This is a genomic window from uncultured Stenotrophomonas sp., from assembly GCF_963519125.1.
Classification (GTDB): Bacteria; Pseudomonadota; Gammaproteobacteria; order Xanthomonadales; family Xanthomonadaceae; genus Stenotrophomonas.
The window spans coordinates 34,142-47,906 of record NZ_CAUQLJ010000017.1 but is presented as its reverse complement, the minus strand read 5'-3'; the positions used below and the strand labels follow the sequence as shown (position 1 = coordinate 47,906).

Below are 13,765 nucleotides of genomic sequence, written 5' to 3'. Positions count from 1 at the left end.
GAGGTTCCTGAGGGTTGAGGGAAATGCTACCGCCAAATCCGCCCGGTCAGATACCCCGGACCAGGCGGAATCCGATCCTGGCGCTGGTCGTGTCCGAATCCTGTGATTGTCGCCACGCCGCCCGGGTCTGCTCCGGCGCATTGGCCCAGTTGCCGCCCCGGATCACCCGCTGCCGGCAGCCCGGGTTGAACCAGGCCAGGCCATCGGCCGGGGCCCGCCGGTAGCTGGCGTGCCAGCAGTCGGCCACCCACTCGCTGAGGTTGCCGGCCATGTCGTGCAGCCCCCAGGCGTTGGGCTCGAAGGTGGCCACCGGGGCCGGACCCCACCAACCGTCGCCATAGCCGACGAAGGCGTTGAACCAGCGCCTGCCGGACGGCGAGACGTCTTCGCCGCCGGTGAAGTTGCCCGACAACGGCGGCGGCGTACCCTCATTGCCCCACGGATACCGGCCGCTCGTGCCGGCGCGCATGGCGTATTCGAATTCGGCTTCGCTGGGCAGGCGGTAGGAGCGCCCGGTCTGCTCGGACAGCCACATCGCATAGTGCTCGGCATCGCGCACGCTGACGTGCATCACCGGCGAGTTGGCGATGGCCGGGGTGCCGTCATAGCCCGAACGCCAGTCCACCCCGCTGCTGCGGGTGAAGTTGCCGCTGCGCTCGTCGTAGATGATCGAATGGCCGCGCCGGGTGGCGCGCGGGCGTGCGTTGCTGGCCTGTACGTAACGGCGGTAGTCGGCCACGGTGACTTCGGTGATCGCCATGGCGAAGCCGCGTTCGAAGCGCACGTAATGCGCTGGCTTTTCCGCATCGCTGGCGCCGAGCTCGTTGTCGCCGGCGCCCATCTGGAAGCCGCCATGTGGCACCACGATCATCTGCGGGCCGCGGCCACCGTCGCGCAGCGCGTCGCTGAACACCTGGCGCGGGCGGAAGCTGCCGTAATGGGTCGCCAGCTCGATGCGCTCGCGCAGCTGGGCCACCACCGGGTCGCCGGGCATCGCGATGCGCAACGCGTCTTCCAGCTTCTCCCGTGCCGACTTGAGCCCCTGCGGCGTAGCCAAGTCGCGCAGCCCCTGGTCGCGCAGGCGGACCAGGGTCTGGGCACGGATGGATTCGATCCGCTCGAACGCGTCGTCGATGGTCGGGGCCGAATCGCGCACCTTGGCTGCTTCGGCCAGCCAGGTACCGGCGGCGGTGAAATCGGCGCTGCGGGCGGCCGCTTCGGCACGCCGGATCAACGCGCTTTCGGCAGCCGCCAGGCCCTGATGCGCGCGCGGGCTGTCGGCCTGCAGCGCCAGCGCCTCGCGGAAGTTGGGAATGGCGCCGTCGCCGTCTTCGCCGATCCGGTCGGCACGCAGGTCATCTTCACCCGCACGGTTGTAGGCGATCACCCGCTGGGCGAGTTCCACGCGGGACTGCAGCTGCCGTACCTTCGGGTCTTCGGGGGCCAGGGTGAGCAGGACCAGCGCCTTCTCGCCCGCTTCAGCCACCGCCTCACGCTGTTTCAGGGGACGCTCCAGCAGGGCCGAAGCGTCAGTGAGCAGGCGCTGGCGTGCCCTGGCCAGCCCGGCCAGGGCCTGGCGGTCCTTCGGATCGCGCTCGAGCAGCGCCAGCCAGATGGGAATGGCGTCGGCGGCCGTCGCGTACAGCCGGTCTTCGGCGAAGGCCTTGGCCGCATCCTTTCGCGCCCCGGCCACGCCGTCGTCGGCAATGACCACGGCGGGCGGCTGCCAGCGCTGCGCGGTTTCGGCCGCATCTTCCCCGCCGATGGTGACCTGGGCCGGTACCGGGGCCGCGCGCCTGCCCGGTTTGGCCGGCGCCTTCTGCTTGCCCGGCTCGGCCTGGCGCGCCGTTGGCGGCGACGGCGCAGGCGTGTCGGGCGAGCACGCGGTCGTGGCCAGCAGCAGCGCGGCCAGCAACAACGGGGCGGGGCCTGGAATGCGCAATTCGGGATCCTTCGGCGGGGCAGGTTCGACGTTAGGCTATTCTCCCTCACCTGAGCAAACCTGCAGTAGACGGAATCCCTACGTGGCCTATTGGATCAAAACCCCGGCGGAACTGGACGAGCGCTACCGCCAGCGCCCCACCCGGATCGGGCTGGACACCGAATTCATCCGCGAGCGCACCTACTGGCCGCAGCTGGCCCTGGTACAGATGGCGGTCGGCGACGAAATCCTGCTGATCGACCCGCTCATTCCCGGCATGAACGAAGCGCTGGCCAAGTGGCTGGCCGACACCTCGATCACCAAGGTCATGCACAGTGCCAGCGAAGACCTGGTCACCTTCAAGGTAGCCTGCGGCGTGTTGCCGCGGCCATTGTTCGATACGCAGATCGCCGCCTCGCTGGCCGGCATTGGCGGCGGCATGGGCTACCAGAAGCTGGTCACCGCGATCACCGGCGTAACCCTGGCCAAGGGCGAGACCCGTTCGGACTGGATGCGCCGCCCGCTCTCGGACGCGCAGCTGGAATATGCCGCCGACGACGTCGAGTACCTGTTCGCGATCCATGATGTGGAAGAAGCGAAACTGGCCGAGCTCGACCGCCGCCAGTGGCTGCAGGACGACGCCGAGCGCCTGCTGGCCAGCGTTGAGCATGACGAAGAGCGCTGGCCGCACGTGGCGATGCGCTCGGCGCAGTTCATGGACGCGGCCGCCCAGCGTCGCCTGTTGCGCCTGCTGCGCTGGCGCGACGTGCAGGCGCGCGCCAGCGACAAGCCGCGCAGCTGGATCCTGGACAACGAGCTGGCCGCCCTGCTCGCCCGCACCCCGCCGGCCGATGCGGCCGCACTGGCGAAGGTGATGGAAGGATTCCCGAAGGCGCCGCGCAAGCTCGCCACGCAGGTGTGGGAAGCACTGGACACCCCCCTGCACGACGAAGCCGAGGCACCGCTCGCGCTGCCCGCCAACGACGCCAACAAGCAGGCCCTGAAGCGCCTGCAGGACGCGGTGAGCGCGCGCACCGCCGAACTCGGCCTGCCCGACGGCGTGCTGGCCTCGCGCAAGCACCTGGAGAGCTATCTGGAAAGCCGGAAGTGGCCGCAGGCTTTGGCCGGCTGGCGGCAGGCGGTGCTGGAACCGGTGTTGGCGCCGTTGTTGCCTGTCGCAGGCTGATTGCACGCAATCAAAAGGCCCCGCTTTCGCGGGGCCTTTTGTATTCAACCCATTACCAGTTGAGGTTCAACGAGACCCCCACGGTCCGCGGTTCGTTGTACACCGCTGCCATGTAGTTCTCGATCACGCCCTTCAGGTTCTTCTCGTTGGTGATGTTGCGCGCGAACAGCGCCGCTTCCCACGCACCGTAGTTGCCGGAGTACCCCAGCTTCAGACCACCCTCGAAGCTGCCCTTCGAGTTGAACTCGGCAGTGTCATACAGCACGAAGCTCGTATATCCCTGCTTGTTCCAGTCGGTGGAAATGAACACCGCGTCGCTGTCGTTCACCGGCATGTCGTAACGCGCGGCGAAGTTCAGGTTGTACTTCGGCGCATTCGGCAGCGGGCTGCCATTGATCTGCGCGAAGGTATTGGCGCCGACCTTGATGGTCGGGTCGTTCACCGTACACACCACCACGCCATTGAGCGCGCAGACCTGCGCATACACGCGGTCGTCCTGGATCTCGCTGTGCAGCAGGCTCACGCCGGCGGTCAGGCTCAGGTTCGGGATCGGGCGCAGTTCCATGTCCGCTTCCAGGCCGTAGGCCTTGGCCTTGTCGGCGTTGAACAGCACGCCGTTGCCGTTGGAGTCGTTGCCGTTGAGCTGGATGTCGTTGACCGTATAGGTGAACGCCGTGGCGTTCAAACGCAGGCGGTTGTCCCACAGGCTGCTCTTGACCCCCGCTTCCCACGACAGGATGGTTTCCGAGTCGGCGGTGGTGAAGTCGGCATTGAACACCGCCGAGCGGCCCTGGATGGTCGGGCCGCGGAAACCGCGCGCGACCTTGGCATACACGCTCACCTGCGGATTGAACGCATACATCGCGCTCAGGTCCCAGCTCGGCGTGGTGTCGCTCATCTCCACATCGGTGCGGCCACGGTAGGTGACCACGCCGGCGGCGGTGTCGGCCGTCTTGAGCAGGCGCGTACGCTTCTCGTCGCGGGTCTGGCGCAGGCCCGCGGTCAAGGTGAATTTGTCGGTCACGTCGTAGCTGAGCTGGCCGAACCCGGCGAACGAGGTGTTGGTGTTGCGCAGGCGCACCCAGTTGTTCGGGTTGCGCGCGGCGCCCTGCAGGAACCAGGCGCGCTGGTAGAAGTCGGTCGTGTCGCGACCGTCGAAGTAGTACGCGCCAACCTGCCACTTCAGGCGGTTGTCGTCGGCATTGGCCAGGCGCACTTCCTGGGTCCACTGGTCCAGGTCACGGATCTGGCCCATCGACTGGCCGTAGCCGTTCGGCACGCCATTGACCGGGAAGTTGACTGCCGCGCCGCCGTCGGTGTCGCCACGGCTGTAACCGGACGTGGTTTCGTACGCGGTGATCGAGGTCAGCGAGACGTTGCCGAAGTCGTAGATCGCCTTCAGCGAGCCGCCGTAGGTCTTGTACGCCTGCGGATTGTTGTCCGCTTCGTCGTAGGCGACCTGGTCGCGCGGCACGTCCACGCTGTTGGAGCCCTTGGTGATCGCGCTGCGCAGGAACAGGGTCGAGGTGCCTTCGTAATCGCGGGCATGCGCCGAGGCCAGCAGCGAGAAGTTCTCGCTGGGCTGCAGCAGCAGCTGTGCGCGCACGTTGCGGTCGTCGAAACCGCCCATCGCGTTCTTCTTCGGCGCCACCGTCCCGTCGGCGCTGGGGCCGGTGTAGGTGTTGTCCACGTAATCGTCGCGGTGCTGGTACAGCGCCGAAACGCGGAACGAAGCGATGTCGTTGATCGGGCCGCCGAAGCCCCCGTCAACCGCCACGCTGCCGTAGCTACCGTAGCTGGCCTGCACGCGGCCGGCGTAGTCCTGGCTGGGCTTGATGCTGTCGAACTTGACGATGCCGGCGGTGGTGTTGCGGCCGAACAGGGTGCCCTGCGGGCCGCGCAGCACTTCCACCTGGTCCACGTCGAAGACCGGGTTGGACTTGAGCACCACGTGCTCGAGCACCACGTCGTCCTGGATGATCGACACCGGCTGCGAGGCACCCAGGTAGAAGTCGATGTTGCCCAGGCCACGGATGTAGAAGCGCGGGAAGATGCGCCCGGTGGTTGTTTCGGCGTAGAAGCTCGGCACGCGGCCGCTCAGTGCCAGCAGGGTGTCGTCGCCACCGGCAGTGAACTCGCGCAGGCGCTCGCCCTGCACTACGCCAACTGAAACCGGCACCTCCTGCAGATTACGCTCGCGGTGGTCGGCGGTGACGGTGATGGCATCCAGGGAGGTCGGGGATGCGTCCTGGGCAAGCGCGGTGCCGCTGAGACCCAGCAGCGCGGTGCAGGCCAACGCCAGCGCATGCGGGCGCGGCTGCCGGGTGATCGAAGCAGAAGCAGTACGGTGGAACGACATGGAAGTCTCGGGCAATCCGTTGGAGATGCGGAAAGGTATTGCGCCGATGTTTCAAACGGATTTCAAGTGTCACTTAGACCTGGCGGTGGCGTCTGCGACTCCCCATCGCAGACGCCACCGCACCCGATCAGGCCGCAACGCGCTCCCTGCGCGCGGGCTGCGCGTCGGCCAGGCGGAACTGCCCGACCGATTGCTGCAGCTCGGACGACTGCGCGTTCAATGCACGCGCAGCGGCCGAAGCCTCCTCGACGAGGGCAGCGTTCTGCTGGGTCACACCGTCCATCTGTACGATGCCCTGGTTGACCTGCTCGATCCCTGCCGCCTGTTCCTGGCTGGCGCTGGCGATCTCTTCGATCAACCCGCCCAGCTCGCCCACCGACGCCACCACGCGCTGCAGGGTCTGCCCCGCCTGGTTGGCCAGTTCGCTGCCGTCGGCCACCTGGGCCGCCGACGCTTCAATCAACGTCTTGATTTCCTTGGCCGCGCTGGCCGAACGCTGCGCCAGCGCACGCACTTCCGAGGCCACCACCGCGAAGCCACGGCCTTCTTCGCCTGCACGTGCGGCTTCCACCGCCGCGTTCAAGGCCAGGATGTTGGTCTGGAACGCGATACCGTCGATCACCGTGGTGATGTCGGCAATGCGGCGCGAGGACGCTTCGATGCCGCTCATGGTCTCCACCACCTGGGCTACCGCAGTACCGCCCTGCACCGCCACCTCGGCTGCCTCGGCCGCCAGGCGGTCGGCACGGCGGGCGTGGTCGGCGTTCTGCTTCACGGCGGCGGTCAGCTCTTCGAGCGAGGCCGCCGACTCTTCCAGGCTTGCCGCCTGCTGCTCGGTACGGCGCGACAGGTCGTCGTTGCCGGCCGCGATCTCCGCCGAGGCGGTCGCCACCGACACCGCGGCCTGCTGGATTCCGCCCACGATGGCGGTCAGCTGGGCCACGGTGGCGTTGGCGTCGTCGCGCATGGTCGCAAACACGCCCTGGAACTGGCCGTCGATGCGGCCGCGCAGGTCGCCCTGGGCCAGCGCCCGCAGCAGCCCGGACAGCGCGCTGAGGTTGCGGTCGGCGGTCACCATCAGGGTGTTCAGGCCGTCAACCATGACCCGGAAGTCGTACTGGTAGGCATCGGCATTGCCGCGCACGCTGAAGTCACCGGCCGCAGCCGCGGCCACCAGGTGCTTGATCTCGCCGTTGATCGCCTGCAGGCGGTCACGTACGCCGTTGACGGCCTCGGTGATGCGAGCCTTTTCACCCGGCAGGTCGTCCATCGGCTGCGAGAGATCGCCGTCGGCATAGCGGCGGACCAGGTCGACCATGCGCATCTTGACCTCGATATGCGCGGCAACCAGTTCGTTCGTGCCCGTGACCATGGTGCCGAACTCGCCTTCGAAGCGGCTGGCGTCGATCCGGTGGCTGATCGCGCCTTCGGCGTGGCGCTGGCTCATCTCGTTCTGCGCGTGGATGATCTCGCGCAGCTTGTCCTGCATCTGCTGCAGCGCGCCCATCAGGCGACCGACCTCGTCCTGGCTGCGCACCACGATGCGCTGGTCCAGGCGGCCGGCGGCCACGTCACGCGCGACCTGCCCAGCCTGCGCCAGCGGTGCGCTGATGACGCGGCGAACCACCACGATCAGCGCAACGATCACCGCCAGCAGGCCGAGACCCGACACCATCACGATCTGCAGCATGAGTTTGTGCAGCACGGCCTGCAGCACCGAGGTCGGCTCCAGGCCGAGCACGGTCCACTGCCACGGGCCGTAAGACTGTGCGCTGACGAAGTACGGCTGCGCAGGCGCATCCTTGGCGCTGCGCAGGTTGAGCGTGGCCTGCGTGGTCTTGCCGGTCAGCAGCGCCTCCAACGCTGCCTGGTCGGCCGGGTCCACCAGCGCGGAAATCAGTTCGCCTTCGCCTGCGGTGGCGGCCACCACGGTGCCGAACTGCTCGCCGGCACGGGTGTTGACCGCCAGGAACTGCCCTTCCTTGCCGAGCTTCGACTCACGGAGGCGCGTTTTCAGCGCCGCCAGCCCTTCGGTGTAGTTCTGCCCGACGAAGGCAATGCCGGTCACTTCACCGGCCGCATCCTTGATCGGCATGTAGTGGGTCATGTAATCCACCCCGAACAGGCGCACTGGACCGGTGAAGCCTTCGCCGGCCAGCATCTTCGGGTAGGCCGGGTTGGCGTGGTCGAGCACGGTGCCCATGGCGCGTGCGCCTTCGGCATTGCGGACCGAGGTCGACACGCGCACGAAGTCGTCGCCGTCGCGTACGAAGACCGTGGCCACGCCACCGCCGGTGGCCTCGGCAAAGCGATCCACCGCCGCTTCCTGCAGATTCAGCACCTCCTTGCCGAATCGCAGGGTCGGAGTCTGGCGCTCGCCGACCGTAACCAGCCTGGCCGGGTCCACGCTGACCTCGCCGGCCGGCAGCATCGCGCGGAACATGCCCGCCATGCGCTCGGTGCTGTCGCTCAGGCTGCGGTCGTACAGCTCCACCGAGTCGCGCATCAGCTCGGTGGAGTTCTGCATCCCGGCTTCAACGCGCTGCTCGTAGCTGCTTGCAGCCTGGCGGTAGATCAGCACGGCCAGCGCCACGAACGCCAGGGTGGTGATCAGGCCCATCAGCAACGCAAGGCGCGCGCCGACGGAAGTGGAGAAAACGGTGGCGGCACGGGTCGTCATCGTTGCTACTCGGAGGGGGGTGATGGATTGAGAGATTCGTCACAGTTCTTATCGGCACCGAAGTGGTCCTCTTTACGTAAAAAAAGACACAATCGCTGGACCTTTCGTTTCGGCCAAGTGATTGATATGAAAGGGATGTCCTGCGGTCGCATCTTCACGAAGCCGGGATTCCGTTCAGGAATCGAGCAAAAAACCTCAAGTTGGCGGCGGGTCTGCCGCCAGCGGCGCTGCGCGCCCCCACCCAAGGGGCGGCGTGCTCGGTGCGACATCGACGCACAGTGAGGGCTCTTGGCAGCGCGGGGTGCGCAGCGCTACACTGCGTCCCTCGCGGCACCCACGCCGCGTAGCAGTACACATGGGGCCATAGCTCAGCTGGGAGAGCGCGTCGTTCGCAATGACGAGGTCAGGAGTTCGATCCTCCTTGGCTCCACCACATTCTGGCTGTCATCCCTTGGATGGCAGCAAAACGAAAAAGCCACCTTACGGGTGGCTTTTTTCGTTTCACGTAGACCCGGTCGACATTGCCGCTTACCGCTGTCCGTCCCCTGCCCGCTCGGCTATGGGGCGCACCTGCTGCACAAGCGTCAGTAGGGTCTTCCCCGGTTCTTCGATCATCACCTCGTGTGCGGACTGCTCGAACCAGACCAGCTGTTTGCTGGGCGCGCGCACCGTCTTGAACCACTCGGCCGCCAACTCGGAGGAGACGTTGTAGTCATGCCTCCCAAGGAAAAGGAACAGCGGGGTCTTCAGCTCGCGCACCTGGCTCATGTCCAAGGTGAGCACCCCTGACAGGAGATGCTCCATGGAAAAGTCGTTGCCTTTCCACATCGCGGTTACATCGTGGTCGGAGTATTCGGGCGAAAGCCGGATCGCCGCCGCTTCGGCATTGCCGCCAGTGCGGTTGTGGACCATGCCGCCATAGTGGTTCAGCCACTTGCGCTGCTTGAACAGCGTTTCCAGTGGCAGCAGCGTGTTGCCCTCCGCATAGGGCGCAAGCGATTCCAGTTCCGCCACGGCTTCCGCGTTGCCGGCAGCTTTGGCCTGCTGCAGCGTCCACGCCCAGCCGCGACGTTCGCTTTCCGGCGCGTTGGTGATCTGGCCCATGCCGATATAGGCATGCAACCACTCCGGGCGACGCTGGGCCAGCTCCAACCCCAGATAGCTCCCCCAGGACTGGCCCAGAACGAAGATCCTGTCCTTGCCAAACTCCCTGCGCAGCCAGGCCACCATCTCTTCGGTGTCGGCGACCATGCGCTCGCGGGTCATGGTGGGGGCGACGAGCGCGGGATCATTCGACGCATAAGTCTTTCCGGCGCCGCGCTGGTCCCACTGGACCACGGTGAAGTACTCCTCCCAGCCGCGCTGGAAGTACCAGCTGGTGGGCATCGCCACCCAGCCCGGGCCACCGTGCAGCATCAGCAGGACGGGATTGCGGCGATCGCTGCCACGAATGGACACCCATTGGTCGATGCCGCCAATGCGCACGGTCTCAAGGCGCTCGATGCCGTTGTCCGCCACGACCTTGCGAATGTCGGCGACGATGCGGGTGGCTTCGGCGCGATTAGCCGGCGAGGACGCCGGTGTGTCGGCGCCCGCGCGGAGGGGAAGCAACAGCATCAGTACGGCGCTGCAGAGCAGGCCGGCAATTCCGTGTGTCATCGGCGTACAACCCTTGGAAGCAGCGGTGGTACGCCGATTGTGTCACGCGTCGGGGTTGTCCTTGGTCGGCGGACGGCGGCTTTCGGACTCGCGGATCTGCTCGTCGGTCTGGCCCTGGCGGGTCTTGGCGACCTCGTCCTGCTTGCGGTCCTGCTGGGCCTCGTTGACGCCCTGCTGCTTGCCGGGCTGTTTTTCGGTGGTCATGGTGCGCGCTCGTTGTGGCCAGCCCCGTCTGGGCATGGCCACAACCTAGCCATTGGCGCGTGACGCAGGGGTCAACCTTCGACGAACGCCAGCAGTTCCGCGTTGATCGCATCGGCATGGGTGGTGCACATGCCGTGCGGGTAGCCCGGGAAAACCTTCAGGGTGCCCTGCGTCAGCAGCTTGATGGTCAGCAGGCTGGCGTCGGCGATCGGCACGATCTGGTCGTCATCGCCATGCAGCACCAGGGTCGGCACCGTGATCGCCTTCAGGTCCTCGGTGAAGTCGGTCTCCGAGAACGCCTTGATGCCTTCGTAATGCGCCTGCGCGCTGCCCGTCATGCCTTGCCGCCACCAGTTGCGGATGGTGCCTTCCGACACGGCGGCACCGGCGCGATTGAAGCCGTAGAACGGACCGCTGGCCAGGTCCAGGTAGAACTGTGCGCGGTTCTGCGCCAGCTGGGCGCGGAAGCCGTCGAACACCGACAACGGCAGCCCGCCCGGGTTGGCCGGGGTCTGCAGCATGATCGGCGGCACGGCGCTGATCAGCACCGCCTTGGCAACACGGCCTGGCGCCGCCTTGGCCACGTAGCGCGCCACTTCGCCACCGCCGGTGGAGTGGCCGATATGCACGGCGTTCTTCAGGTCCAGATGGTCGGCGACTGCGGCCGCATCGGCGACATAGTGGTCCATGTCGTTGCCTTCGCTGACCTGTGCTGAGCGTCCGTGGCCGCGGCGGTCGTGGGCGACCACGCGGTAGCCCTTGGCGAGGAAGAACAGCAGCTGGGCGTCCCAGTCGTCGCTGGACAACGGCCAGCCATGGTGGAAGACGATGGGCTGGGCGCCTTTCGGGCCCCAGTCCTTGTAGAAAATCTCGACGCCGTCGGCGGTGGTGAGGATGCTCATCGGTGCTGCTCCTGGAGTGGTGGGGACTGCAGGGACAGACTAGGTGGAGGCGATTGGGCGCGACATCGTACGCTTGGGTCGCTGGCTCATACCGAGGTATGGATGGCGAGCGGCTGCCGATCTGGGTCATGCGTTCGTCGCACGGATCATTCTGGTCGGCGGTCGTTTGGGAACCGACCCTACCTCACCCCGCCGGCGTCATGGGATACCCAGCGCTTCGGCCAGGCAGCGCGCCATGGCGTCGCCATCCACCGGCTTGACCAGGAACGCGCGGGCGCCGCGTGCCATCACGCGGGCGCGCAGGGCGTCGTTGGGGAATCCGGTCATGAAGATCATCGGGTAGGTGCAGCCACGGGCCAGCAGCTCGGCCTGCAGCTGGTCGCCGTCCATCTGCGGCATCTGGATGTCGGTGAGCAGGCAGTCCGGCGCGTCGCCGTCGTCGGTGAGGAAGGCGGTGGCGGAGGGATAGGTGCGCACCTCGTGGCCCAGCGCGCGTACCAGGCTCGAGAGGGACTGGCGCACGCCGTCATCGTCGTCAACGATGGCAATGCGGTAGATCGGCTTCATGGCGCCATTTTCGCCCGATCCGCCGGCGCGCGGGAACCATACACAGGTTTGGGCCTGCGCCCTCAGGCGGGCGAGTGCCCCACGCCGAGCGCTTCCGCCTGCCGCACCAGGTCGGCCAGCGCGCGCACGCCCATCTTGCGCATGACGTTGCCGCGATGGATCTTCACCGTGATCTCGCTGAGATTCAGCTCACCGGCCACCTGTTTGTTCATCAGCCCAGCCACCACGTGCGCCATCACCTCACGCTCGCGCGGGGTCAGGGTCGCGTAGCGCGCGTCCAGCGCAATGCGCGCGGCACTGTCCTGGCGACGGCGGCTGTCCCGCTCGATTGCCGCGCTCACCGCATCCAGCATGTCCTGGTCGCGGAACGGCTTGGACAGGAAGTCGACCGCGCCGGCCTTCATCGCGCGCACCGTCATCGGGATGTCGCCATGCCCGGTCATGAACACGATCGGCAGGTGGATGCCCTGCGCGGCGAGCTGGCCCTGCAGGTCCAGGCCGCTGATGCCGGGCAGGCGCACATCCAGCACGATGCAGCCGGGCACGTCCGGCAACGCTGCCTGCAACAGCTCGGCCGGCGATCCCAGCACCCGGGTCTGCAGGCCGACAGAGCGCAGCAGGCTGTCCAGCGCCTCGCGCACGGCCGCGTCGTCGTCAACCACCACGACCAGGGGCCCGGACGGCACGGTGGAACCGCGTTGGGGAGTGGCTGGGCTCATGACGGCATGCCTTCAGGGTTGGGGGTGGCCAACACCAGCCGGAAGCGGGCGCCACGGCCGGGCGCGTTGTCGACCGACAGCTGCCCGCCGTGCGCTTCGGCGGTGGATCGGCAGATCGCCAGCCCCATGCCCATGCCCTGCGGCTTGGTGGTGAAGAAGGGTTTGAACAACGTGTCCAGGTGGTCCTCGGGAATGCCGGGACCACTGTCGGTGATGTTGATGACCACCTCGCCCGGCTCGCCCGCGCGCGCGTCCACCTGCAACTGGCGCGCGGCCTCCTGGCCGGCCATCGCCTGGCTGGCGTTGATCAGCAGGTTCACCAGCACCTGTTGCAGCTGCACCGCATCGCCGTGCAACGGCGGCAGGTTGCCAGCCACGGCTACGCGCAGCTGCACCGCTTCGCGGTTGAGTTCGTGCTGCACCAGGCGCACCGCGTCGTCGATCAGGGTCGCCGTGTCCAGCGCCTCGCGGGGCGTACTGCGCTTGGCCAGGAATGCACGCACCCGCTTGACGATCTCGCTGGCGCGGCGCGCCTCGCCTACGGTGCGGTTGATCGCCGCATCCACTTCCTGCAGATCCGGGCTGTCGCGGTGCAACCAGCGCAGGCCGGCCTCGCCGTTGGTCACCACCGCCATCAATGGCTGGTTGACCTCATGCGCGAGCGTGGCCGCCAGTTCGCCGAGCGTGGCCACGCGGGTTGCATGGGCCAGCTCGGCCTGCGCGCGCAGCGCTGCATCCTCGGCCTTGCGGCGCTCGGTGACATCGGTATGGGTTTCCATCACCCCCACGGCCCGCCCCTGTCCATCGCGCTGGATCACCCAGCGGCTGTCCAGCACGCGCCACTGTCCCTCACGGGTGCGTTGTTCCAGCGTGCCTTCCCAGCTGCCGTGTTCAAGCAGCGCGGCCTCCACGGCCTCGCGCGCTTCCGGGTAGCGGGTGGACAGCAGCGTGTCGGCCACCTGGCCGATGGCCTCGTCTGCGGACCACCCGTACAACTGCGCGGCGGTGCGGTTCCAGAACGTGATCACGCCACTGCGGTCGCGCACGAAGATCATGTCGTGCGACAGGTCCAGCAGCATCGCCTGGCCACGCAGGCGCTGCATGGCATGTTGATGCTGAAGCGCCAGCAGCGCGGTGATGCCGATTGCCGCCAGGCTCACCAGCGCGCGGAAGGTCTGCGCGCCGACATGGTTCACCCCGTGCGAATCCACATACGCCACCACGGTAAGCACGATGCCGGCCACCGCCGCGATCACGATGTCGGCGCGCCGCCCGGTGCGCGCCACCAGCAGCACCGCTACTACGTACAGCACCGCCACCGCACCTTCGAGCGTGCTGAGCACATCGACCAGGAAGATGCCCAGCGTCAGCAGCGCGGCCGCCCCCCTGAACAGGATACGGCGACGCGGCGAGGCCCCGACGACGCGCGCGCGCTCGGGGCGGGGGCTGGGCACGGTCTGGCCGGCGGGCATCGCGCAGTCACCTTCGGTGGGATGGGCCCAGTATCCCCCGCCCTTGCGCCCGGTTGATCCCTCAAAAGAGGGATGCGCCGGCGCCCGGCCCAAACC

General features: G+C 67.4%; 10 protein-coding genes and 1 tRNA gene. 2 read left to right on the top strand and 9 right to left on the bottom strand.

Translation table 11 applies throughout. The features are described from left to right. Positions 1–46: 46 nt before the first annotated feature. Positions 47–1,942 (bottom strand): formylglycine-generating enzyme family protein, encoded by a 1,896-nt coding sequence (locus tag RYM47_RS14805; RefSeq protein WP_315388811.1) that lies wholly within the window; start codon positions 1,940–1,942, stop codon positions 47–49. An 82-nt stretch (positions 1,943–2,024) separates the two neighbouring features. Here RYM47_RS14805 and rnd point away from each other — a divergent pair, with 82 nt between their 5' ends. Next, entirely contained in the window at positions 2,025–3,107 is a 1,083-nt protein-coding gene (rnd, locus tag RYM47_RS14800) for a ribonuclease D (protein ID WP_315388810.1), read from the top strand. A gap of 52 nt (positions 3,108–3,159) precedes the next feature. On the opposite strand, the gene RYM47_RS14795 is transcribed toward rnd, so the two are convergent. Both RYM47_RS14795 and RYM47_RS14790 read right to left on the bottom strand, forming a co-directional pair. Then, a complete protein-coding gene (locus RYM47_RS14795) occupies positions 3,160–5,466 on the bottom strand; it encodes a TonB-dependent receptor (RefSeq protein WP_315388809.1) in 2,307 nt (768 codons plus the stop codon). A gap of 127 nt (positions 5,467–5,593) precedes the next feature. Next, positions 5,594–8,146, bottom strand: a complete 2,553-nt coding sequence (locus RYM47_RS14790) for a Cache 3/Cache 2 fusion domain-containing protein (RefSeq protein WP_315388808.1) — start codon at positions 8,144–8,146, stop codon at positions 5,594–5,596. Between the two features lie 357 nt (positions 8,147–8,503). Here RYM47_RS14790 and RYM47_RS14785 point away from each other — a divergent pair. Then, a tRNA-Ala gene (locus RYM47_RS14785) sits at positions 8,504–8,579 on the top strand. Positions 8,580–8,674: 95 nt separating this feature from the next. Here RYM47_RS14785 and RYM47_RS14780 read toward each other — a convergent pair. The 6 genes from RYM47_RS14780 to RYM47_RS14755 all read right to left on the bottom strand — a co-directional run bounded on the left by RYM47_RS14780 (position 8,675) and on the right by RYM47_RS14755 (position 13,669). Continuing rightward, on the bottom strand, positions 8,675–9,763 hold the full coding sequence (locus tag RYM47_RS14780) for an alpha/beta fold hydrolase (RefSeq protein WP_315388807.1): 1,089 nt from the start codon (positions 9,761–9,763) through the stop codon (positions 8,675–8,677). 84 nt (positions 9,764–9,847) lie between these two features. Beyond that, positions 9,848–10,009 (bottom strand): hypothetical protein, encoded by a 162-nt coding sequence (locus RYM47_RS14775; RefSeq protein ID WP_315388806.1) that lies wholly within the window; start codon positions 10,007–10,009, stop codon positions 9,848–9,850. Positions 10,010–10,080: 71 nt separating this feature from the next. After that, complete coding sequence (locus RYM47_RS14770) at positions 10,081–10,911, bottom strand: alpha/beta hydrolase (protein ID WP_315388805.1); 831 nt, start codon at positions 10,909–10,911, stop codon at positions 10,081–10,083. A 198-nt stretch (positions 10,912–11,109) separates the two neighbouring features. Then, positions 11,110–11,478, bottom strand: coding sequence for a response regulator (locus tag RYM47_RS14765; RefSeq protein WP_315388804.1), 369 nt, complete (start codon positions 11,476–11,478; stop codon positions 11,110–11,112). Between the two features lie 62 nt (positions 11,479–11,540). Beyond that, a complete protein-coding gene (locus RYM47_RS14760) occupies positions 11,541–12,197 on the bottom strand; it encodes a response regulator transcription factor (RefSeq protein ID WP_315388803.1) in 657 nt (218 codons plus the stop codon). After that, entirely contained in the window at positions 12,194–13,669 is a 1,476-nt protein-coding gene (locus tag RYM47_RS14755; protein ID WP_315388802.1) for an ATP-binding protein, read from the bottom strand. Before RYM47_RS14755 ends, RYM47_RS14760 begins: the two co-directional genes overlap by 4 nt. Between the last annotated feature and the right edge of the window lie 96 nt (positions 13,670–13,765).